Raw genomic sequence first — 22,173 nt, 5'->3', positions numbered from 1 at the left:
GACGCGGGTCATTTCTGCCAGTTGTAGATCGTCAGGTTCATCAGCATGCGCGTGTCTTTCGAGCGATCGACCGACAGGGGCAGCAGAATATATTCGAGGGTGGGTACGAAGCGGTCGTGGATCAGTTGCGGCCAGCCCTTGCGCCAAAACGGCGTCTGCGTATCGCAGCATTTCTCGATCGAGGCCAGCGTGGTCGAGATCGTGCGCGAGCCCGGCTGTTCGTCCAGATAGGATCCGGTCTTCGGCCGGGTGGAGGCGGATGTCAGATTGCTGCCCAGCAGCCGATAGCGAAAACGGCGCGGATCCGTTTCGACATCCAGCAGCCAGACATTCCCCAGCAGGCGCGGGATCTCGACGACCGGATCCACGTCCGACCTGTCCGGAATGCGGTCGCAGACGCGCTTGGAACACCAGTATTCATGGATCGCCCGTATTTCCTCATGGAAATCGGCGGGCGGCGCGCCGAAACCGGATTCGTCCGGCGCATCGCCCAGCGCGCTCATGCGCGATGCGAGATCGGGGTTCACTGGCTTCTCCAGCGAAAGACCGTCATGTTCATGAACATCTTCACTTCAGGTGATCTGTCCACGGTCAGGGGCAGGAAAATTACTTCCAGTCCCTTGACGAACCTGTCGTGGACAATGCGCGGGGTGCCGCTGCGCCAGTAGGGCACCTGTTCTTCGCATGCACGGTTCAGATCCATTATCGTGGCATGGGCGTCCTCGCCGGAGGTGCGTGAATCGATGTCGTCGCCGACCTTCGAATCGACTCCGGCGCGGGTCAGGTCGCTGCCGATCAGGCGATAGGTAAAACGACGCGGCTGCGTGTGGATGATATCCACGAGCCAGACGCCGGACAGGAGTTTCGGGATTTCGATGATCGGATCCAGATCCTTGCGGTCGGCGACCCTGGCCGTGCCTTTTTTGGCCAGCCAGTAGTCGTAGATCGTGTGAATCTTCTGCGCATAGTCGGCTGGCGGCGCACCGAAGCCCGCACGATCGGGTTCGGCGCCCGTCTGCGGGGTCGTCAGGCTCGGGATGTTGGCTGAACTCTGCACGCTGTTCTCCGCCTCGGCATACTCTACGCACTATGCGACATTACACTAATCACACGCGGTGTATCCAAATGCTTAAGCTTTCAGCAATCGCGAGGGATCAAACAAAAAAAGCCCCGGCTGTTTCAAACCGGGGCTTTTCGAGATAGTCACGATTGATGCGGCGGTCAGGCGTTGACCTCTTCGACCGCATCGGCGTCGGTTTCTGCCGGCAGGGTCAGGTCGGCAGCATCGCCATGATCTGCGCGGGCTTTCAGAATGTCGCGCTTCAGACGCCGCGCATTCAGCGAAAGCTTGGAATCCGACTGCTTCACGATGAAGTTGTCGATGCCCTGATTGTGCTCGACCGAGCGCAGCGCGTGCGTCGAGATCTTCAACGCAACCACACGGTTCAACGCATCGGAAACCAGCTTCACGCGCCGGACGCTGGGCAGGAACCGCCGGTTGGACTTGATGTTTGAGTGGCTGACATTGTGGCCGGTCTGGACACCCTTGCCTGTCAGCTCGCAGCGCCGAGCCATTGCTCTTCTCCCGCCGAAGATTGAAATAGGAACGGTCCAAGCTGGACCCGAGCGCCGGTGTTTAGCCAAGGGGCACCGGCGGGTCAACCCTTCGATTGCGCCAGAAACAGCGCGCGCAGTGCGTCCGCGGCAGCGCCGGGTGTCGCCTGGCCCTCGGCGACGCGGCTTTCCCATTCCGGCAGGGCTTCGGCGACGCGCCGGTCCTGCGTCAGGGCCTGCACCAGACCGTCGGTCAGTTCCTGCCACATCCAGGAGCGCGCCTGCTCCGCCCGGAGACGTTCCAGACCGCTGTTTTCACCCATGGCCTGCCGGAACTTTTCGATGTCGCGCCAGATCTCGTCGATGCCCGTGTTCCTGAGCGCCGAGGCCAGGCGGACGCGGGCGCGCCATTCCGCATGTTTCGGCCGGATCAGTCCGATCGCCCCGCGATATTCGGTTGCGGCCCGCTTTGCCGGGGCGAGCAGGTCGCCATCGGCCTTGTTGATGACGATCAGGTCCGCGAGTTCCATCACGCCGCGTTTGATGCCTTGAAGTTCGTCGCCGCCGCCCGGCGCGAGCAACAGCAGGAACATGTCGACCATGTCCGACACGGTGGTCTCGGATTGCCCGACCCCGACGGTTTCGACCAGAACGACATCGTACCCCGCGGCCTCCACCAGCAGCATGGTCTCCCGCGTACGGCGGGCGACACCGCCCAGCGTCCCGCCCGAAGGCGAAGGCCGGATAAAGGCGTTCGGATCACGCGCCAGTTGTTCCATCCGGGTCTTGTCGCCCAGGATCGACCCGCCGGTGCGTTTGGAGGAAGGGTCGACGGCCAGCACGGCAACCTTGAGTCCCTGCGCGGTGAGGAACTGGCCGAAGGCCTCGATGAAGGTGGATTTGCCGACACCCGGCGTGCCGGAGATGCCCAGTCGTACCGCGCCGCCCGTGCCGTGGATGATTTCGGCCAGCAGCGCCTGCGCCTGTTCGCGATGATCCGCCCGGCTGGACTCGACCAGCGTGATCGCACGGGCCAGCGCGCGCCGGTTGCCGGCAAGAATGCGGTCAGCCGTCTCGCTCATGATTTCGCTCCGGCAAAGGGCAGGGCGGGTGCGTTGCCGTCGAGCGGCCATCTGGCGCGCGGTGCGGCCCGCAGGTCGTCCAGCATGCCCAGTCTGAACCGTTCGACCCCGGCCCATGCCACCATCGCGCCGTTGTCGGTGCACAGGGCCGGCGGTGGCGCGGTAAAGGGCAGGTCCGCTTCGGTTGCGGTGGCCTGCAGCCGATCGCGCAGAAACCGGTTCGCTGCGACGCCGCCCGCCAGCACAAAGGTCGTGATCGGTTCGCTGCTCTCCGCCCGGCAGGTTCTGATGGCGCGCGATATGCGGTCCGACAGCACATCCGCGATGGCCGTCTGGAAACCGGCACACAGATCGGAGATGTTCTGATAGGTGATTTCATCACCCAGTTTCTGCGCGGTCTGGCGGACAGCGGTCTTCAGGCCGGAGAACGAGAAATCGAGTTCGGGACGGCCCATCATCGGGCGCGGCAGGGCGAATCGGTCGGGATCGCCGTCACGGGCGCGGTGTTCGACGGCGGGTCCGCCAGGAAATCCCAGCTGGAGCAGTTTTGCCGTCTTGTCGAAGGCTTCACCGACCGCATCGTCGATGGTTGCGCCCAGGCGGCGATATTGGCCGACGCCCTGGACCAGCAAAATCTGGCAATGTCCACCCGAGACGAGCAGCAGCAGGTAAGGGAACGCCACGTCGCCGGTCATGCGCACCGTCAGCGCATGCGCCTCCAGATGGTTCACGGCGATCAGGGGTTTGCCGGTCGCGAGCGCGAGCGCCTTGGCCGTCGTGAACCCCACGATCACCCCGCCGATCAGGCCCGGACCCGCCGTGGCCGCGATTGCGTCCATGTCGGCCAGCGTGCATCCGGCATCATCCAGCGCTTTGCTGATCACCCCATCCAGCTTTTCGATGTGTGCCCGCGCCGCGATCTCGGGCACGACGCCGGCGAAGGGCGTGTGGTCGTCGATCTGGGAGTGGACGATATTGGCGAAGATCGTGCCATCGCCGCCGACGATGGCGGCAGCCGTCTCGTCGCAACTGGTCTCAATGCCGAGAATTCGCAAATCTGTGCCTCTTGACGCTGGTCAACCGCGCCAACCGGAGGTAACACCGACGACCATGAACGGACAAGCAAGCATTCGGATCGGCACCCGCGGCAGCCCGCTGGCCCTTTGGCAGGCCAACGAGGTGAAGCGCAGGCTGCACGCCGCCCACAGCCACCTTCCCGATGCAGCCGTCGAGATCGTGGTGATCACCACCACCGGCGACCGGATTCGCGACCGCGCACTCGCTGCGCTGGGTGGGAAGGGGCTGTTCACCAAGGAAATCGAGGAGCAGTTGCTGAGCGGCGACATCCATCTTGCCGTGCATTCGATGAAGGACATGCCAACGGTCCTGCCCGACGGGCTGGAGATTTCATGCCTTCTGCCGCGAGAGGATCCGCGTGACGCGTTCCTGAGCAACATTGCCGACGACATCGCCGGATTGCCGGAGGGGGTCACCATCGGGACGGCCAGCCTGAGGCGTCAGGCGCAGTTGCTGTTCCGCCGTCCGGACCTGAAGGTCGTGAACTTCCGCGGCAATGTCGATACGCGGATCGCCAAACTGGATGCGGGCGAGGTCGCGGCGACATTTCTGGCGAACGCCGGTCTGAAACGGCTTGAGAAGACGGAGCGGATCACGGCGCTGATCGAGCCGGAGGAAATGCTGCCCGCCGTTGCCCAGGGCGCGGTCGGTGTCGAGATCCGGAGCGACGATGACGCGACACGGACGCTGCTGGAACCGCTGCATGACCTGGTCACCGAGCACGCGGTGACCGCAGAGCGCGCCATGCTGGCGGCCCTGGACGGATCCTGCCGGACGCCGATTGCAGGGCTGGCCTTGCCGGACGGACCCGGCAAACTCTGGTTTCGCGCCGAGATCGTGATGCCGGACGGTACCGACCGGCGGGTGACGGAGCGCCGGGGCAGCGTGGATGACGCGCAACGCATGGGCGAGGATGCGGGAGCCGAACTGAAGCTTTCGGCGGGACCGGCCTTCCTCGCAGAGATCGTATGAGAGTTCTCGTCACCCGGCCCGATGATGACGCCGGGCAGACCGTGGGACTGCTGGAAAAGCTGGGGCATTCGGCCGTCGTAGAGCCGGTTCTGAATGTCGTTTTCGAGCCGGATCTGAAGCTCGACCTCTCCGGTGTCCGGGCGGTTCTGGCGACCAGCCGGAATGGTGTGCGTGCACTTGTCCGGGCAACGGATCGCAGGGATCTGAGGATCCTGTCCGTCGGTCCGAGCACGGCGGAACTCGCCCGGCAGACCGGATTCGGCGATGTCCGTGACGCCGATGGCGACGTTGACGATCTGGTCCGTATGACCACTGCCCAACTGCAGCCGGACAATGGCGTCCTGCTGCACATCTCGGGGCGCGATGTCGCCGGAAACCTTAAGGGCGCGCTGGAGAAGTCGGGCTACCGGGTGCGCCGGGTGGTCGGCTACCGCGCCGTCGCCTCGGAAGCGCTGTCGGCGGACTGCGTGACGGCGCTGACGCGTCGGCAGATTGACGCGGTGCTTTTTTTCTCCCCTCGGTCCGCGGGCACGTTTGCTAGTCTGGTGAGACCGTTCGACGCGTTGCGGCTTGCCTGCGGTGAAATCGCTGCCATCTGCATCAGCGAGCGTGCGGCCGAGGCTCTGGCTCCGGTGACCTTCCGGGAAGTCAGAATTGCGGACAGGCCAAATCAGGAAGCGCTGCTACGGTGTCTTGGAGACGTCAGGTAGCCGGTAAGGAAGCGGAAAAGCTGTATGGACTCGGACAAGAACAAGAAGACCGGTACGACCACGCCTGAAGACAAGGTGCCTCTCGATGCCTCAGATGCGGTGACCCGTGACGACGGTGAAGCCAGTGCCGAGAAGACGGAGGCGGGAAGTGCCGGCTCCGTTCCCGACAGCGGCGAGAAGGACAGTGGCGAGAAGGTCTCCGGCGCGGGTTTCGTGATGGAGAATTCCGAACCGGCGCCGCAGGGCGAAGCCGATGAGGCGGACGAGACCCGTGATGAACTGCCGCCTGCCGCACCGAAGGTTGTCGAACGCTCCGGCAGCGATGGTCTGGCCCGTGTGCTGGCGGTGATTGCCATTCTGGGTGCCGGTGGCGTGTTCGCTCTGTCGCAGTTTCCAAAGGTGCCGAAAGGCAGTGCGGCCAGGCTGGCAGCGCTCGAAACCGAGGTGGACGAGATCGGTTCCCGTCCGGTTTCGGTCGGCGATACCGCCGGCCTTCGGGCGGATGTGACCGCCGTGAACGACCGGATCGCGGAGCTTGAATCCCGCATCGGAGGGATGGCAACCGAACTGGAGGATGCGCAGACCCGGATGTCCGGCCTTTCCGGTCCGTCAGCCGACGACCCGCGCGTGGCTGAACTGCTTGAACGGATCGCGACGCTCGACCAGCGGCTGTCGGTCGTCGAAAGTGATCCGGTCGTCGTCTCGCAGACACCCACAACCATTGAGGTCGGCAACGACGACGGCAGGGTCGCAGCCCTGCGGGCGGAACTGAGCGACCTGGATCGCCGGCTTGCCGAACTGGACGGGCGCGTTGACGTGGTTCAGGCTGGACAGTCCGACATCACCGGCGCACTCGACGAGCGGCTGTCCGGGCTGCGTTCGGAGTTCCAGACATCCCTGCAGCGTGAAACCGGCGACCTGATGGATCGCCTGGATGCGCTGGCCGTGAAGGCGGAACAGGCGGGCGATGCGCGCCAGTCCCGGCTGGCAGCACAGGCCGCGATGGTGCTGGCTGTCGGGCGGCTGAAGGATGCCACCGTGTCCGATCAGCCCTTTCAGGGATCGTGGGACGCGGTAACCCGGCTGGGTGTGAATGGTGCCGATCATCCCGCGATCGCGGCTCACGCACCTGAGGGCGTGCCCAGCCTGAAGAATCTGAAGGATCGTTTCCCCAATGCCGCCAGCCGGGCCATCGTGGCCGATCAGGTTGGTGAGGATGACGGCTGGATCAGCGGGGCGATGAAGCGCGTCGGCAATCTCGTCAAGGTGCGTCGTACCGGTGAACTGGAAGGCGGCACCACCGAAGCCATCCTCGCGCGGGCCGAGAAGAGGCTGGAGGGCGACGATCTTGCTGCCGCGGTCGCCGAACTGGCCGCACTGGACGGTGCCGCGGCCGGGGAGATGTCGAACTGGCTGTCCGACGCACGAAAACGGCTTGAACTTGAGGAAGCCGTCGGTCGACTCCAGAAGAGCCTGTTCGATGATCTCGCGGCAGGGGACTGATCCATGATTCGTCTTATTGCCGCTCTCATCCTCATCGTCGCCCTGGCGATGGGGGCTGTCTGGCTTGTCGAGAACCCCGGCGCGGTCGATCTGCGCTGGGGCGACTGGCGCGTTCAGACCTCTGTTCCGATCGTCATTCTCGGACTGGTCGTGATCGTCGCCATCGTGATCGCGATCTTTCGCCTGATCGGATGGATTCTGTCCGGGCCAGCGCGCATTCGCGGTTATTTTGCAGGCAACCGCAGCGAAAAGGGACACCGGGCGCTGACGGAAGGCATGGCCGCCATCGCCTCGGGCGACTGGCGCAGGGCGAACAAGGCAGCCGAAAAGGCAGAGCGGTATCTGGACCACCCGCCCATCGCGAAGCTTCTGAAGGCGCAGGCCGCTCAGCTGTCGGGTGACGAGGCCGCGGCGGATGAACACTTCAGGGCCATGCTCGATTCGCCCGAGACCGAACTGGTTGCCGTGCGCGGCCTGCTGATCCAGGCCGGGCACCGGGGCGATCACGAGAAAGCCCTTGAACTGGCCAAACGAGCGAACCGGCTGAGCCCTGAGGCCGGATGGGCGCAACGCGCGCTGTTCGATCTGCAGACCGCTGCCGGCGACTGGAACGGTGCGCTGCAGACGCTGGGCGGGGCCGTGCGCGCGGGAGTCTACGAGAAGGAGCGCGGCGAGCATCTGCGCGCTGTCCTCGAAACGGCCATGGCGATGGAAGAAGAGCGCAACGGTCACCTGAAACCCGCCCTGTCGCATGCGGAAGTCGCGCTGAAACACGATCGCGACCATGTCCCCGCGATCATCACCGAGGCCCGGCTTCAGGTCGCGGCGGGCCGGGAACGCCGGGCTGCAAAACATCTGGCTGCCGCCTGGTCGCGTCTGCACCACCCCGATATCGGCCGGGCGATTGTCGAACTGAAGCCGGATGAAGATCCGGCGCAGACGCTTTCACGGTTCGAATCCGTCAACAAGACCAACATGGATCACGAGGAAACGCAGCTGTTGCTGGGGCGTCTGGCGCTGGAGGCCGACAATCCCGCGCTGGCGCGCGACTATGCGCTGGCCGCGGCCGATCGTTCGGCTGTCAAGGACCAGCGCTTCTGCCGCCTGATGGTGGACGCCGCCGAGCGGACCGAGGACGGCACAGCAGAGGCGCGCGACTGGCTGGTGAAACTCGCCGAGGCACCGCAGCCGCCGCGCTGGCAGTGCAACAACTGCAATGCCGTGGCCCCGGCCTGGGAACCTCACTGCCCGGCATGCGCCCACTTCGACGGCCTGGAATGGCGCGACGCCGAGCCGGTTCAGGAAGCCGTGTTGCTGGTTGAGAAGGATGAGCGGGACGTACCCGCCGAGGTTTCCCTGACCGAGGTCACCGAAGCGGAAGACGCGCCGCCGACCCGCGCCTGATCCGACGGGCAGCCTTTCCGAAATCGCCCTTCCGGCACGCAGCCGCATCGCCTAACCTGTGACCAGATCATCAGGGGAGGAAAAAATGATCGGTGTTGTTGCAACCATCAAGGTGAAACCGGGCACGGGCGCGGATTTCGAGGCGACCGCGGCGCGGCTCGTCGAGGCCGTGAATGCGAACGAGGACGGGTGCCTGTTCTATCAGCTGTTCAAGTCCGAGAACGAGAACGAGTACCGCTTTCTGGAAGCCTACAAGGATATGGATGCCGTCGGCGCGCACCGCGCCGCAGATCATTTCAAGACCATCGGCAAGGAGATGGGCGCGTTCATGGCGGGCCCGCCTGATGTCATCCGCATGGATGGTGCCGGCTGAGGGTCATGCGGGCTGTTGTCTGCCGCGACTGGCGGCCTTTCGAAGAGCTCGAGTTCGAGGAGAACCTGCCTGAACCGGAACTGCAGCCCGGACAGGTGATGATCCGGGTCGGTGCGGTCGGTGTGTCCTTCGCGACTAATCTGGTGGTTTCGGGCAAGTATCAGCGCAAACCGCCGAGGCCCTTCGTCCCCGGTACCGAAGTCGCCGGCACCATCGCCGCGATGGCGGACGACGTCGAAGGCCTGGAAATCGGTCAGAAGGTCATGTCGTTCGTCGACTGGGGCGGCATGGCGGAGAAGGTCGCGATCTGGTCCGGCCAGATCTATCCACTGCCGGAAGGCATGGATTTCGGTGAAGGCATTCCGCTACTCTCATCCTACGGCACCTCCTATGGTGCCCTGCATCTGCGTGCGCGGCTGGAACCCGGCGAACGGGTGCTGGTGCATGGCGCGGGCGGCGGTGTCGGCCTTGCGGCAGTGGAACTGGCGAAGGCGCATGGCGCGACCGTCATCGCCCGCGCCGGCACGCCGGAGAAGCGCGACTGGCTCCGGGAACGCGGTGCCGATCATGTCCTGGACAGCCGCGCCGACAGCTTCAAGCAGGATGTGCTGGACCTGACGGACGGGCAGGGCGTGGATCTGGTCTACGACCCGATCGGCGGCGATGTGTTCCACGAATCGCTGCGTGCGCTGGACCGTGGCGGTCGCCTGCTGACCATCGGCTATGCCTCGGGCACGATCCCGGAGATCGGGGCCAACCTGCTGCTGGTGAAGGATATTTCCGTCATGGGCTTCAACTGGGGCACCTACTGGGGCTGGAGTCCGAACGATGAGCGCGTACGCTTCTCGCCGGTCCGGGCCCGGGTCATGGAAGCGCTGACCAGGCTCTATCAGGAGGGGGCGATCCACCCGCGCGTCCATGCGACATATCCGCTGGAACGCTATCGCGAGGCATGGGCCGACGTGCGCGATCGCGTTTCCGTGGGGCGCGTCGTTATCGCACCCTGACGGGAGCGGTTTGGGGCCTTGCCCGTGCGCACGGATCGGGCTATAGACCCGCGCTCCGGCAGGCGCTTTCGCGTGTGCCTGTGCCGCTGTAGCTCAGTTGGTAGAGCAACTGATTCGTAATTAGTAGGTCGGTGGTTCGAGTCCACTCAGCGGCACCATCTTTTCAATGACTTAGAGGCTGCTTCTCCGCTCGGTGCAAATTTTTGGAAGCACTTTGGAAGCAGTTGGAAACGTTTCGAACGGCTCATTTCGACGTTGGTGTCACCCTTGAATTGTCTTGTCAGTTTCTGGAAACTTTGCGCTGCCGAGCGGATGAGCAGAGATTGGGGTTCAGAGGATCGTGGTTGGCGAAATGGTGGATTTCTCAGTCCAGACGCTGTTTGCAACGGAATTTTCAAATCAGTGCGAGGATGATTCGGCGCTGGTTTTACGCCAAGGCTGGTGTGAATCGGGAGACCTTAACGGAAGAGGAGTGAGCGGTGATCGGGCCGCTTGGGCTACCTGAGAGCAGGCTGGGGCTCTTCCCCGCGCACTCAATTGACGCTTCTCAATGACATCTTGTACGTGCTTCGCACTGGAAACCCATTGCGTGGTATGCCTGAGCATTATGGGATTTGTGATGTGGCGAGGTGAAGAACTGGTCAGTAGTTCTTCATACAAAAGACCAATAAGATCGGTCTGACCCTTACGAATGACCTAGGCCGACAAAAAATGAAATTTACAGTTTGATATGCCGATGAACATTCAAAGCTTTCTTGATGAAATTAATGCGATTCACGGTACAGGGTCCGCTACAGAACACTCCTACCGCGCTGCGCTGCAAAACCTACTTTCGTCCATTGCTCCAAACGTCACCGCCTTAAACGAACCGAAGCGGGTAAAATGTGGTGCACCGGATTTCGTTGTTTCTCAAGGTGAGATCGTCATCGGACACGTCGAGGCCAAAGACATCCCCATTGGCATCCGCGCCCTCAAAGATAGTAACAAGGACCAGCAAGAGCGATATCTGGCCGCCCTGCCTAACCTGATCTACACGAACTGCCTCGATTGGGATTTCTACCGTGACGGCGTGCTTGTGGCATCGGTTAGCATTGCCGATTATCTCATGGGAATTCAGTCCCGCCCGGATGATTTCGCCACCCTCGAAAACCTGCTTCGAGAATTCGTCATACAACGCCCTCAGACAATCACCAATCCGCGCGATTTGGCCGAGCGCATGGCAGGTAAGGCGAACCTTATCAAAGACGTCTTGGACAAAACGCTACGCGAGGACGCCGAGTTTCAGACTGAGCTTTCGGCTCAATATCAAGCGTTCAAGGAAAATCTAATTCACGACATTACGTCAGAAGATTTCGCCGACATTTACGCCGAAACCATCGCCTACGGAATGTTTGCCGCACGCCTGCATGACACCACACTGGACACGTTCAGCAGACAAGAAGCACTGGAGTTGCTTCCCAAGTCCAACCCGTTCCTGCGCTCCCTTTTTGGCTACGTGGCGGGTCACGATCTCGACGATCGTATTTCATGGATCATCGACGATCTTGCGCGGGTGTTCCAAGCCTGTGATGTGGCGAAAATCATGCAGGGCTTTGGCAAGCTGACAGGCCAGAACGATCCATTCCTGCATTTCTATGAGACATTCCTCGCGGCCTATAACCCCAAGAAGCGCAAGGCGCGGGGCGTCTGGTACACGCCCGAACCCGTTGTGAATTTCATTGTACGCGCCGTCGATGAGGTATTGCAGGCGGAGTTCGGCTTGCCGGATGGGCTGGCCGACACATCGAAGGTTACAATCGACTGGGACACAGGACAAACCAACAAAAAGGGCAAGCCCCTCACGATCAAGAAGGACGTTCACCGCGTGCAAATTCTCGATCCGGCCACAGGGACGGGCACGTTTTTGGCTGAGGTGATCAAGCAGATTGCGCCCAAGGTTCAGGACATCGCACCTGCCATGTGGTCGAAGTACATCGAGGATGATCTGATCCCCCGCCTGCACGGGTTTGAGCTTCTCATGGCGTCCTATGCCATGTGCCACATGAAACTCGATATGATCCTCACTGAACTGGGCTATATTCCCACCAAAGAACCGCCTCGCCTGTCTGTTTACCTCACGAACAGCCTTGAGGAAGGCGAGCCTGCCAACCAGACTTTGCCCTTCACGCAATGGCTATCCCGTGAAGCCAAGGGCGCGAATACGATCAAGCGCGACATGCCCATCATGTGCGTAATCGGCAACCCGCCCTATTTGGGAGAGGGCGGCGTGTCTGAGGGCTGGATCGGTGATCTGATGGATGACTACAAGAAAGAACCCGGCGGCAAGATCAAGCTCAAAGAGAAAAACTCGAAGTGGATCAATGATCTATACGTGAAATTTCTCCGTCTTTCATCGCACTTGATCCAGGAAAATGGCGAGGGAATTCTGGGGTTCATCACCAATCATGGCTATCTCGACAATCCCACCTTCCGAGGGATGCGGTGGCATCTACTGAACACCTTCGACCGCATTTGGGTTCTCGATCTGCACGGCAATGCCAAAAAGAAAGAGGTCACGCCAGAAGGAAAACCCGATAAGAACGTTTTCGACATTCAGCAAGGTGTCTCGATCATCATCGGCGTGAAGAATCAGGACGGTGTAAAAGGCTTGGCTAAGGTCATGCATGGCGATCTATGGGGGGATCGAAAGGCAAAGTATGAAGCCTTAAGCGATACAGAAGGCTTCGGGTTGACGAACCTTTCACAGATCGAAATCCGAAAGCCGAGGTTCTTTTTCAAAAGTTGGGACTATGACACTGAAGAAAAATGGGGGGCAGGTTTTTCCTTAGGTGAGTTGATGGCGGTGAACAGCAATGGGATCGTCACTGGTAAAGATGGTGTTTTGGTTGCATCTGATCGCGATATGTTACGTGGTCAAATCGTCAATGCGTATGGTGAGTATGAAGAGCAATTTGTTCAACGGCTTAGCTATCGACAGTTTCAGGTGAACTATTTTTACAACGACCCAGACAAGGTTGAGCGAGGGCGACAGGCAGTTATGAGCCACTATGCCCACAAACCACAAATTGGGTTGTTGATATCCAAGCAAGTTCGAGACTTAGCATTTGCCCATGTGTTTGTGACAGAGGCTCCGTCAGAGGCAATCTTTCTGTCAGGAACTACTGCCACAAATGCGATGAACGCCCCCCTCTACCTCTACCCCGATGAACAAGATCTCGACAAAATCCGCAGAGTGAACTTCGACCGTAAGCTCTACAAGAAGCTCCGAAAGATGGCTGAACACCCCGACCACGGGAAGCCCGACGAGGTGCAAGTTTTCGATTACATCTATGGCGTCCTACATTGCCCTGTCTACCGCGAGACCTACGCCGAATTCCTGAAAATCGACTTTCCCCGCATCCCGTGGCCGACCACCCCAGACGAATTCTGGGACGTGTCCGCCAAGGGCACGGAGTTGCGCAAGCTCCACCTGATGGAGCCAACCTCTATCGGCGCGACCCCATACCCGTTCACGGGCGAGGGTGACAATGTAGTAGGTAAGCCTCGCTTCCAGGGTGATCGTGTCTGGATCAATGACAGCCAGTATTTTGCCGACGCACCGCCTGTATCATGGGATTTCTATATCGGCGGCTATCAACCTGCCCAGAAATGGCTCAAGGATCGTAGAGGACGCGTCTTGTCGTTCGAAGATGTGAAACACTATCAGCGCATTCTCAAAATCCTGTCGGAGACAGATCGGATAATGAGGACTATCGAAATGTCGATCTAATACGTTCAGTTTCGATGTGCTCTCAAGGGCGATCCCACTTTCACACGAAGCCTTGGAATCATCCGGCGTCTATTCGGTCACGAAATGTAACCTTTTCCGGGTCCGGGCAATGGCTTTGTGGAGGTCCGCGCTGTCGTCATTCGCCGCCTTCAACTGGTCTGCTATCAGGTCGGGTAGGCGCGCCTTGATGGCGTCGTCGTCCAGCCCCTTCGCTACGCCATAACCGATGGCGTTGCCCCTAACCTGTTTCATGTAAACCTCCATCGCCTTGTCGCGTTCGATGGTGCGTATCTGGTCAGGTGTCAGCCCGGAGCGGAAGTCCAGCAGGTTGCCGCTTGCAACGGCCTGTGCAGCTTCCCAGAGCGGGTGGGGGGCCTGCCGGGTGACGTTGCTGTCCGTCTGGCGTTCGGCCAGGTATCGGATGCGGTCAAGGCTGTTGACGATCACGTCGCCGATGCTGTCCTCAAAGTCGTCCATGGTGCGGATGTTGTAGGCGTCTTTCAGGTGGGTCTTACCCGCGCGAACTTCGACGCGCCAAACTTCCAGTTCAGGATCGCATCGGTCCACGTCCCAAACTTCGAACCAGAACGGCTTCTGTTTGGCGATGGCTTCGGCGCGCTTGTCGTAAACGATGATTTGCCGTCCCGGCATCGAACCGATGGTGACGCTTTCCACGCGGCGACCGTTCAGGACGGATCGGGGTTGGTCTGACTCTGGCGCGGTGCTGTTCGCGCTCCAATGAGGCTTCAGTTTGCATCTTGCGTGGGTGACGAACCGGCCCATGTCCAGTTCGAAGCCGCGTGTCTGGAAGTCCATCGCGAAATCTACGCGATTGAGGGATACGCCAGTGATGCGGCCTCCCAGATTAAGAATTGTACGCTCGATGATGGCGAAGGTCTCCGCGTAGCCGTTTGCCAGCAGCATCGTGGAACGTGGCGAAACAAAGATATTCCATTGATCCGGGCTGGCGTTGTCCTTGATCAGCCAATTCGCACCGTTGGGGCCTGTATCCAGCAGAAATGCGTAACCGCCGCGCGCGCCATGGCTGGCGACATGGACTGCGATCTTGCCGTCGCTCAGATGGCAGAGTGCGCGTTCCATCTGTGCCGCTGCTTCGTCGCGCGCGTCCCGGAGTTGGGCGAGCACCCTCGGCGGGAACGATCCCTGGATGGCGATGTCGATGTTGTCGAAGCCTGAATGCAGAAGTTTGAACATTGTTTGCGCTCCATTACGCCAAGTCAGTGCAGAGGGGGGTGTTACAAAGACCCCCCTTATTGGAAGTCGGGTGTCAGACGGCTTTCGCGTTGCGGTCTGTCTGGCGACGCCACGTGATCTGGTAGGTGCCATCCGAACCGTTCGCGAACGCCGCGACGTTGATCGGGCGTTCGAAACTGGGATCGTCGAGGGTGAGGGACAGGAAGCTTTCGCCTGAGCCGTCCTTCTTCTGTTTGCGCCAGGCCGCGCCGATTTCGACAAGAGTGTCTGCGGCTTTCTCTGCATGAACGCGGTAGGCTGGACGGCTGCTGCCTGTCGCTTCACCTGTAGGCAGAAGCAGAATCGAGCAATCCAGCGCAAGGGTTGCGATGTGACCTTGCAGGGCCTGTGCACCGTCGCGATTGACGGACTCCAACTGTCCAATGGTTGTCATTGGTTTTCCTTTGCATGGTGGGTTCTGGTTCGGGGTAAGCGCGCTCCGCGCAGGGACCGCCTTTGTTTTGAGGGAGGAAAAAGGGCCGGGGGTTTCCTTTCGGAAACGCCCCGGCTGTTTCAGGCGCGGTTGCGGTTTCGGCGCAAAAGGCTTTCGCCGCGTCCGCCCTCAAAATCCCCGTCGGTGCGGTCAACCCCGCCGGGGCAAAACTTGTTGTCTTGGGCCGTGTTCGGTCGCTGTGATGTACTCGACACGCGATGGCTGTCGCGCCACGCGATCAGGTCGCGCCTGCAATACCGTATCGAACGCGCGGACACTTTGATGAAGTCCGGTCCGCCGCCACGTACCCGCCAGTTTTGAAGGGCACGTACCGAGTAGCAGAGAAATTCTGCGGCTTCTGTCTCGTTCAATAGTTGGTCGAGATATACGGTATTCTCGACTTCGATGGTCAGTTCACTTTGCATTGCCAATGCTCCTGTTGTTTCGTTGAGAGGAGATTAGCGATAATGAGCGGGAGAGGCTTTGAAACTCGCTTCGGAGAAATGGGAAAATTCGAGCCCTATTTTTCCGAAGTGCGTTTTGGCCTGTGCTGATATTTTTCGAGCGCTTGAGGCAGATACTTGATTGCATCACTGTCGAGTTGACGCATCAGTTCGGTGAGGAAGATGCCGACCGGTGAGGTCAACTCGCCCTTGTGTCTGTCCAGCGTGACTTTCCGGCCCAAGTCTTCGTGCCAGAAATCGCAGTGTAGCCGAACCCAATGGTCTATATGCCAGTGTGAAGGTCTGCCTTTGCGTCCCTCCTTCAAATATTCAGGTGCCTTTTGTGCGCAAAGGGCAAGCATTCGTACGCCAGCTAACGCATCCTCGTAGTCGATAAGATTGAAGCCTTTTTCGGCATCATTCTCGATCGGTGTGGCAGCACCAATCTGTCGAAACGGTGCGTCTTCGCCATCGTGTATCTGATGAACATGATGCATCCATGCATTGTAGAGCGGCATATGGAATTCCGACATTGCCTCTGCGAGTTTCGCCTCAAGCCTTTCAGCTGCGCTGGTCAAAGACCGCAATTTCGCTAAAGCCTCTTTCTTGATCTGGCGATTTTCGATGACCTCGCTGTAGTTGATGTAGTCGCGTCCAGCCAGAGCAAGTTTGTTCAAAAACTGTTGCAATTTTTCGTCTGGAATCTCGAACCGTAAACAGAATTTTCGGACCGCATTATCTGGGTATTGATTGCGGGCTTCAGGAAAAAATTCCAGAAGATCAGCGGGCCAAATCGATTTTGTCACTGCTCTGGCTCCTGATCAAAATGTGCGGGTCAGATTCATCGCCCACTGGTCAGTATGCGATCAAACCTACATCATTGAATCGGGGTCAAATTTATCGAGTTCTGATGTTTCAGCGATTCGCTTCCAATCCGCAAACACGTAACGTGTCCGACAAAGGCCGAAGCAGCGAGATCACGTGTATGTATGTACGGTCCAAGTGAATTCCGTACGTACGTACGGGCACCTTGCTCAAAGGCTTTGACTGACCCTTACGTACGTACGTGTGGTGTCGGACTTATCCAGCTTCCTTGCGGATCGGGATCACGTTCGCCGTCACATCTGAATGGGGCGTCGCTGTCGGCTGTATATGTGCCGTCTGCATCGCCTCACCAGTGATCCGCGCGACAAGGCTTGCGGCTTCACGTACGGGATCGTCGGCAAGGTGTGCGTATCGCATGGTTGTTGCAATCTGGGTGTGGCCGAGCAGCTTGCCGATCATTTCGACCGGCAGTCCGGCGGCAATAGCATTTGACGCATACGTATGGCGGAGATCGTGAATGCGTACGCCTTCAAGCCCGGCGCGCTTGCGGATGCGTCGCCACGGGCGTTGCAGGTCCGTCAGATACTGACCGGGTACAACTCCAGTGATTACGTAAGGATTGTCGGGCAGGCGCGGAATGCCGTCGAGTATAGCTTGCACAGTGCCATCAATCGGTATCTTGCGCGCGCCGGTCTTGGTATCGGGCAGCACGAGATACGGCGGTTTCACGTATTCCCATTTGAGTTGCTGGATTTCGCTCAACCGGCAACCTGTAAGCATCAGCAGGCGGATCGCGGTGACGGCGGAGGAAATCTCAGGGTTTTCGGCCTGCATTTCGTCAAGCACGTTGGCCAGATGCGCAATCTCAGGCTTTGACAGGAATCGTTCACGCGGACGCTCTGCGAATTTCTTGATATGTCGGCAGGGATTGGACCCGTCCGGGCGCAATCCCCAGATTTCAGCCAGATTGAACATCTTGGAAATGATGCGGATGATCTGATTGGCCATGTAGGGCGTCTCGCGCATCCGATGGTGAAGCTGCGCCACGTCCGGGCGCGAAATGTCGCCCAGCCGGAAGGCTCCAAGTTCGGGCTTGATGTGCTTGTCGATGGAACGCTGATATTCCAGCGCGGTTTTCGGCTTGCAATGCTGCGCGACGTGTTCGTCCATAAAGCGGTCGCAAAGGGCTGAAACGGTCGGCGCGATGCGAGCCTGCCGCACATCCTCCGAAGGGTTTTCACCACCTGCTACAGCGCCAAGCATTTCACGGGCGCGGGTGCGTGCTTCGTCTGCGGTGACTGTTCCAAAGCGTCCGAGCTTGACGCGGCGGGTGCGTCCACCTGAACGATACTGGATGATGAAGGTTTTGCGCCCGCTGGTCAGAACGCGGACGCCAAAGCCGGGCAAGGTTTCGTCGAAAACGATCCTTTCCTTGGCATCGGCCTGGAGGCTGTCTACGTAGCGTTTGGTCAATCTGGGCATGAGAACAAAACCGGCTTTTCTGGAAGCATATTGGAAGCAGCAGAAGGCGAAACTTGGCGTAGATGGTGACAAGTCAGAGTCGCCACGTCCAGAAATAATTATTGAAAATCAGTATATTACGTAGTTTAGCGCAGCTTGGCGCAAGTCGGAGAAATGGCCTAAATACGGTTCGTAATTAGTAGGTCGGTGGTTCGAGTCCACTCAGCGGCACCACTTTCTCATCCGGCACCATCCGGAAAAGTCCAGAAAACACCAGAAAATCAAACATATGAAGCGGAGTGTTGGACAGTATCGTCCAGCTATATCCGTTGGTATCCGGCGAATTTGTTGGTATCATTGTTGGTATCAGCGATGCAACTGACAGTGAGATACCAACATGCCTTTGACGGATGCGAAGGTTCGGAACGCCAAACCTGACGCCAAACCAACCAAGTTTTCGGATGGCGGGGGACTTCATGTGCTGGTGACGCCCGGCGGTTCGAAACTCTGGCGACTCGCGTACCGCCATGCCGGAAAGCAGAAGACCCTTGCCCTGGGCGGATATCCAGCAACTTCGCTGGAGAAGGCGCGGGAGGCGAGGGCCGAGGCCAAACGGTTGATTGCCGAGGGAATCGATCCCAGCGACAGGAAGCGTGAGGCGAAGCTTCGCGCGCAATCGAATGCCGAAAACACGTTTGATGCCGTTGGCATGGAATATCTGCAGAAGCTGGAAAAGGAAGGCCGCGCACCGGTAACCTTGGACAAGGTTCGCTGGTTGCTGGGCATGGCGAATGAGAAGCTGGGCAACCGGCCTGTCGCGGAAATTTCTTCTGCCGAAGTTCTGGAAGTGCTCAAGCGTGTCGAGCAGCGGGGGCACCTCGAAACGGCTCGACGGTTGCGGAGCACGGTCGGCAGCGTAATGCGCTATGCAATCGCGACGGCCCGTGCCGAGAACGATCCGACCGTTGCGTTGCGAGGGGCACTCGTCGCGCCGAAAGTGAAACACCGCGCCGCAATCACGGATCGCAAGGCGCTTGGCGGGCTGTTGCGTGCCATAGACGGGTTTGATGGGCAGATCACAACGCGGGTGGGCCTTCAGCTGCTGGCGCTCCTGTTTCCGCGTCCGGGTGAGTTGCGCGCGGCTGAATGGCCCGAGTTTGATCTTGGTGCAGGAGTCTGGATCATCCCGGCCGCACGGACAAAGATGCGGCGTGAGCACCGCGTGCCATTAACCGAGCAGGCAGTGGTCATTCTCCGTGATCTGAAAGACCTGTCGCTTAATACAGTGCTGGTGTTTCCGTCGGTCCGATCTTCCCAGCGGTGCATGTCGGAGAATACGCTGAACGCTGCGCTTCGGCGCTTGGGTTATGGAAAAGATGAAGTCACGTCACATGGGTTCCGTGCGACGGCATCGACCCTGTTGAACGAGTCCGGAAAATGGGCACCGGATGTGATCGAACGTCAGCTTGGCCACATCGAAGTGAATGATGTCCGTCGGGCCTATGCCCGAGGAGAACACTGGAATGACCGGGTCGCAATGATGGCATGGTGGGCCGACTTTCTAGACAACACTCGAAGTCTCTAGCTGTCGCTGCCTTGGCTGACTCGGATTGAAGAAATAGCGGTCCGCGTTCAGGATGTATCTATGACTGCTAAGGGCGAAGAAAACGACAAGGATCCCTCGATCAGGAATGCGCTGGAGCGGTCGTATGACTGGATCGTTGAGCGCGACCGCCTGATCTCACTTTGGGCGAAAGCGTCAAGCTGGAGCCTCGAAGAAGGTATCGCACTCGCCTACAACAAGGATCCGGACAAGGCGATTCGTACGGTAGACAGTGCGTTTGGGGATACAGCTTTGATCGTACCCGATCCTGGTCGTCACCATTTGAAACTTGCGATACGAGCATACCAAGATGGTCTACTCACGATGCCGATCAAGCCAACAGAGTTTATTGCCTGGGCAGAGAATGTTGGTCTGAAGTTCGATGATTCCTGGCACGAGGCCGTCTCGCCAGCAGCCAGCGTGGCGGAGCCATACTCTCCGAAAGATAATACGTTGTCTGGTGTGGGGGACGGCGAAGCCGCTTCATCGCAGCCAAGCGATCAAGTTCACCAAGACAATGAAGAAATAAATCCAAAGGTGAAAGCCAGCCTCCTCAGACTTGTGATTGGAATGGCTGTCGGCGCTTACGCTTACGATCCGGCAGACACTCGCAGTGATGTCACCAGGGAGATTGCCGACGATCTGGATCGGGCAGGCGTCTCATTGAAACGTGACACGATCTTGAAGTGGTTGCGGGAAGGGGCGGAGTTGCTGCCTCGGGATCTGCCTGACGACGCGGGCAGTTCCTAGCAAAACTGTATTACGCGTCGCTATCCCAAATTCTTCTCGGTGTCCCAAATGGTATAGGCGCTATCCCATTTGGGACATGAACCAACACGGACGTTTCAAGACAGCCTCGTATTTCACTGAACGAGGTCGAACCATGCAAAAGCTTCCCGAGACCGGCTACCTCCGTCTGAATCAGATAATCGGCAATCCGAAAGCTGATCCGCCAGTGCCGCCAATTATTCCCGTGGGTAAATCCACTTGGTGGGAGGGGGTAAGGACAGGGCGTTTTCCGGCGCCCGTCAAATTGGGACCGCGGACTACCGCCTGGCGCATCGAGGACATCCGGACCTTGCTGCGTCAGCTCGGCGGCTGACCCGTGGCCCGGCAAGGCAAGCCGAACTGGCGGGCGGTGAAGATGCATCGCAACTACACGGTCGATGAGGCGGCGCGCGTTCTCAATCGCAACAAGGGCACGATACGTCGCTGGATCGCGAACGGGCTGCCTGCGCTCACCGACCAGCGTCCGCACCTCATCCTTGGTGGCGATCTGATCGAGTTCCTGAAGAAGCAGCGGCGGCCGAAGGTCAAATGCGGACCGGGCGAGTTCTACTGTCTTCGTTGCCGTGCATCACGTCGGTCGGCGCTCGGGATGGCGGAGGTCGTCAGCCGCGCCACCTATAGCGTGAACCTTCGGGCGCTCTGCGAGGCGTGTCAGGCGGTCATGCACCGCCGCGTGTCCGACCGCCAGTTGCACTCATTTTCATCGAAACTGGAGGTCTGCGATCCGCAGGCTGAGGAACACTTAGGGGAGTGCCCTCCCCCCTGCGTGAATGAACACATCGAACAGGAGCCAGAAACCCATGCGAAAGCATCATCCGGACAATGAACGAATCAAGCGCCGGCATCTTCAGTTTTTGCGGGAGGCGAAACGCCTTTCCGAAGCGTCGGTTGATCAGGCGGCTTCCGCAATCGCAGCGTTCGAAGCATCGATCGGATTCAGGGATTTCAAGAAATTCCACATCGAGCAGGCCCGGAAGTTCAAGCGCGATCTCGCTGCACAGATCAATCCCACGACCGGTAAACAGCTGGCCAAGGGAACCATGCGGAGCCGATTGATGGCACTGAAGACTTTCTTCCAGTGGCTGGCAGACCAGCCGGGATACCGGTCGCGCATCGGCTATTCGGATGCGGAGTACTTCAATCTGTCTGCCAATGACACGCGCATTGCGCGGGCAGTGCGGGAGAAGCCGGTGCCGTCAATGGAACAGATTCGCCATACCCTTTCGATCATGCCGGCCAACACGGATGTCGAGCGTCGGGACCGTGCGCTTGTCGCCTTCACGCTGCTCAGCGGCGCGCGGGACAATGCCATTGCTTCGATGTCGCTGAAGCACATCGATGTCGAACGCCGCCTTGTTCATCAGGATGCGCGCGAAGTGCGGACCAAACGCGCCAAGACCTTCACATCTTCGTTCTTTCCGGTCGGTGAGGATATTGAAGCCATTGTCGTCGATTGGATCGATCATCTTCGTATCGTCTTGCATTTTGGCGAAGACGATCCGCTCTTTCCTGTGACGCGCGTTGCACCGAATGGTTCAGGCTTGTTTGCCGCCAATGGACTGGAACGGCGGCACTGGAAGAACGCCAGCGCCATCCGACGGATTTTCCGGGAGTCCTTCGAGGCGGCCGACCTGCCATATTTCAATCCACACAGTCTCCGCGATACGCTCACACAACTTGGGCAACGCCAGTGTCGCACGCCGGAAGAGTTCAAGGCCTGGAGCCAGAATCTGGGGCACGAGAAAGTAATGACCACCTTCATCAGTTATGGTTCTGTGGCGAGTGAACGACAGATGGAGATTATGGCTAACTTGGGCCACCCAAACGAAGATCTTGACGATGAGTTGATCCACCGAATTGCGAACATGGTGCGTATGAGTCGGTGATGAATTGTGACCTGTATTGAATCGTCAA

Annotated in this window: 22 protein-coding genes and 1 tRNA gene; 13 read left to right on the top strand and 10 right to left on the bottom strand. The window is 59.4% G+C overall.

What is annotated here, in order from left to right; translation table 11 throughout:
* Positions 1 to 8: 8 nt before the first annotated feature.
* The 5 genes from ACN0X7_RS05095 to tsaD all read right to left on the bottom strand — a co-directional run bounded on the left by ACN0X7_RS05095 (position 9) and on the right by tsaD (position 3,691).
* Entirely contained in the window at positions 9 to 527 is a 519-nt protein-coding gene (locus ACN0X7_RS05095; RefSeq protein WP_417514794.1) for a PAS domain-containing protein, read from the bottom strand.
* Positions 524 to 1,057 carry a PAS domain-containing protein gene (locus ACN0X7_RS05090; RefSeq protein WP_417514792.1) on the bottom strand — a complete coding sequence of 178 codons (534 nt, stop codon included), beginning with the start codon at positions 1,055 to 1,057 and terminating at the stop codon, positions 524 to 526. Before ACN0X7_RS05090 ends, ACN0X7_RS05095 begins: the two co-directional genes overlap by 4 nt.
* 164 nt (positions 1,058 to 1,221) lie before the next feature.
* The gene (rpmB, locus tag ACN0X7_RS05085; protein WP_417514790.1) at positions 1,222 to 1,575 is read right to left on the bottom strand and encodes a 50S ribosomal protein L28; all 354 of its coding nucleotides are present in this window, start codon (positions 1,573 to 1,575) and stop codon (positions 1,222 to 1,224) included.
* Between the two features lie 83 nt (positions 1,576 to 1,658).
* Positions 1,659 to 2,636 carry a methylmalonyl Co-A mutase-associated GTPase MeaB gene (gene meaB, locus ACN0X7_RS05080; protein WP_417514788.1) on the bottom strand — a complete coding sequence of 326 codons (978 nt, stop codon included), beginning with the start codon at positions 2,634 to 2,636 and terminating at the stop codon, positions 1,659 to 1,661.
* On the bottom strand, positions 2,633 to 3,691 hold the full coding sequence (gene tsaD / locus ACN0X7_RS05075; protein WP_417514786.1) for a tRNA (adenosine(37)-N6)-threonylcarbamoyltransferase complex transferase subunit TsaD: 1,059 nt from the start codon (positions 3,689 to 3,691) through the stop codon (positions 2,633 to 2,635). Before tsaD ends, meaB begins: the two co-directional genes overlap by 4 nt.
* 55 nt (positions 3,692 to 3,746) lie before the next feature.
* Between tsaD and hemC the strand changes: the two genes are divergently transcribed.
* The 8 genes from hemC (at position 3,747) to ACN0X7_RS05035 (ending at position 13,451) form a co-directional block, all read left to right on the top strand.
* On the top strand, positions 3,747 to 4,685 hold the full coding sequence (gene hemC, locus ACN0X7_RS05070; RefSeq protein ID WP_417514784.1) for a hydroxymethylbilane synthase: 939 nt from the start codon (positions 3,747 to 3,749) through the stop codon (positions 4,683 to 4,685).
* Positions 4,682 to 5,395, top strand: a complete 714-nt coding sequence (locus tag ACN0X7_RS05065; RefSeq protein WP_417514782.1) for a uroporphyrinogen-III synthase — start codon at positions 4,682 to 4,684, stop codon at positions 5,393 to 5,395. Before hemC ends, ACN0X7_RS05065 begins: the two co-directional genes overlap by 4 nt.
* A 24-nt stretch (positions 5,396 to 5,419) precedes the next feature.
* The gene (locus ACN0X7_RS05060; RefSeq protein ID WP_417514780.1) at positions 5,420 to 6,898 is read left to right on the top strand and encodes a mitofilin family membrane protein; all 1,479 of its coding nucleotides are present in this window, start codon (positions 5,420 to 5,422) and stop codon (positions 6,896 to 6,898) included.
* A 3-nt stretch (positions 6,899 to 6,901) separates the two neighbouring features.
* Positions 6,902 to 8,302, top strand: a complete 1,401-nt coding sequence (locus ACN0X7_RS05055) for a heme biosynthesis protein HemY (RefSeq protein ID WP_417514778.1) — start codon at positions 6,902 to 6,904, stop codon at positions 8,300 to 8,302.
* Positions 8,303 to 8,387: 85 nt separating this feature from the next.
* Positions 8,388 to 8,675 (top strand): putative quinol monooxygenase, encoded by a 288-nt coding sequence (locus ACN0X7_RS05050; protein ID WP_417514776.1) that lies wholly within the window; start codon positions 8,388 to 8,390, stop codon positions 8,673 to 8,675.
* Positions 8,676 to 8,680: 5 nt separating this feature from the next.
* On the top strand, positions 8,681 to 9,682 hold the full coding sequence (locus ACN0X7_RS05045) for an NADPH:quinone oxidoreductase family protein (RefSeq protein ID WP_417514774.1): 1,002 nt from the start codon (positions 8,681 to 8,683) through the stop codon (positions 9,680 to 9,682).
* Between the two features lie 82 nt (positions 9,683 to 9,764).
* A tRNA-Thr gene (locus ACN0X7_RS05040) sits at positions 9,765 to 9,840 on the top strand.
* 578 nt (positions 9,841 to 10,418) lie between these two features.
* The gene (locus ACN0X7_RS05035) at positions 10,419 to 13,451 is read left to right on the top strand and encodes a type ISP restriction/modification enzyme (RefSeq protein WP_417514772.1); all 3,033 of its coding nucleotides are present in this window, start codon (positions 10,419 to 10,421) and stop codon (positions 13,449 to 13,451) included.
* A gap of 69 nt (positions 13,452 to 13,520) precedes the next feature.
* On the opposite strand, the gene ACN0X7_RS05030 is transcribed toward ACN0X7_RS05035, so the two are convergent.
* The 5 genes from ACN0X7_RS05030 to ACN0X7_RS05010 form a co-directional block, all read right to left on the bottom strand.
* A complete protein-coding gene (locus ACN0X7_RS05030) occupies positions 13,521 to 14,666 on the bottom strand; it encodes a hypothetical protein (protein WP_417514770.1) in 1,146 nt (381 codons plus the stop codon).
* Positions 14,667 to 14,739: 73 nt separating this feature from the next.
* Positions 14,740 to 15,099: a DUF736 domain-containing protein gene (locus tag ACN0X7_RS05025; protein ID WP_417514768.1), complete on the bottom strand. Its 360-nt coding sequence runs from the start codon at positions 15,097 to 15,099 to the stop codon at positions 14,740 to 14,742.
* 119 nt (positions 15,100 to 15,218) lie between these two features.
* Positions 15,219 to 15,563, bottom strand: coding sequence for a helix-turn-helix transcriptional regulator (locus tag ACN0X7_RS05020; protein ID WP_417514766.1), 345 nt, complete (start codon positions 15,561 to 15,563; stop codon positions 15,219 to 15,221).
* Between the two features lie 95 nt (positions 15,564 to 15,658).
* Positions 15,659 to 16,387 (bottom strand): hypothetical protein, encoded by a 729-nt coding sequence (locus ACN0X7_RS05015; RefSeq protein WP_417514764.1) that lies wholly within the window; start codon positions 16,385 to 16,387, stop codon positions 15,659 to 15,661.
* 274 nt (positions 16,388 to 16,661) lie between these two features.
* The gene (locus ACN0X7_RS05010) at positions 16,662 to 17,888 is read right to left on the bottom strand and encodes a tyrosine-type recombinase/integrase (protein ID WP_417514762.1); all 1,227 of its coding nucleotides are present in this window, start codon (positions 17,886 to 17,888) and stop codon (positions 16,662 to 16,664) included.
* A gap of 376 nt (positions 17,889 to 18,264) precedes the next feature.
* Between ACN0X7_RS05010 and ACN0X7_RS05005 the strand changes: the two genes are divergently transcribed.
* The 5 genes from ACN0X7_RS05005 (at position 18,265) to ACN0X7_RS04985 (ending at position 22,145) form a co-directional block, all read left to right on the top strand.
* Positions 18,265 to 19,452, top strand: a complete 1,188-nt coding sequence (locus ACN0X7_RS05005) for a tyrosine-type recombinase/integrase (protein ID WP_417514760.1) — start codon at positions 18,265 to 18,267, stop codon at positions 19,450 to 19,452.
* A gap of 60 nt (positions 19,453 to 19,512) precedes the next feature.
* Positions 19,513 to 20,220, top strand: a complete 708-nt coding sequence (locus tag ACN0X7_RS05000) for a hypothetical protein (RefSeq protein ID WP_417514758.1) — start codon at positions 19,513 to 19,515, stop codon at positions 20,218 to 20,220.
* 133 nt (positions 20,221 to 20,353) lie between these two features.
* Positions 20,354 to 20,572 (top strand): helix-turn-helix transcriptional regulator, encoded by a 219-nt coding sequence (locus ACN0X7_RS04995; protein ID WP_417514756.1) that lies wholly within the window; start codon positions 20,354 to 20,356, stop codon positions 20,570 to 20,572.
* 42 nt (positions 20,573 to 20,614) lie between these two features.
* Positions 20,615 to 21,085: a helix-turn-helix domain-containing protein gene (locus tag ACN0X7_RS04990; protein WP_417514754.1), complete on the top strand. Its 471-nt coding sequence runs from the start codon at positions 20,615 to 20,617 to the stop codon at positions 21,083 to 21,085.
* Positions 21,060 to 22,145, top strand: a complete 1,086-nt coding sequence (locus ACN0X7_RS04985) for a tyrosine-type recombinase/integrase (protein WP_417514752.1) — start codon at positions 21,060 to 21,062, stop codon at positions 22,143 to 22,145. Before ACN0X7_RS04990 ends, ACN0X7_RS04985 begins: the two co-directional genes overlap by 26 nt.
* Positions 22,146 to 22,173 lie beyond the last annotated feature (28 nt).

The organism is Minwuia sp. (assembly GCF_048263705.1).
Classification (GTDB): domain Bacteria; phylum Pseudomonadota; class Alphaproteobacteria; order Minwuiales; family Minwuiaceae; genus Minwuia.
Note: the sequence above shows the minus strand (reverse complement) of the source record. Positions and strands in the feature narration are given on the sequence as shown.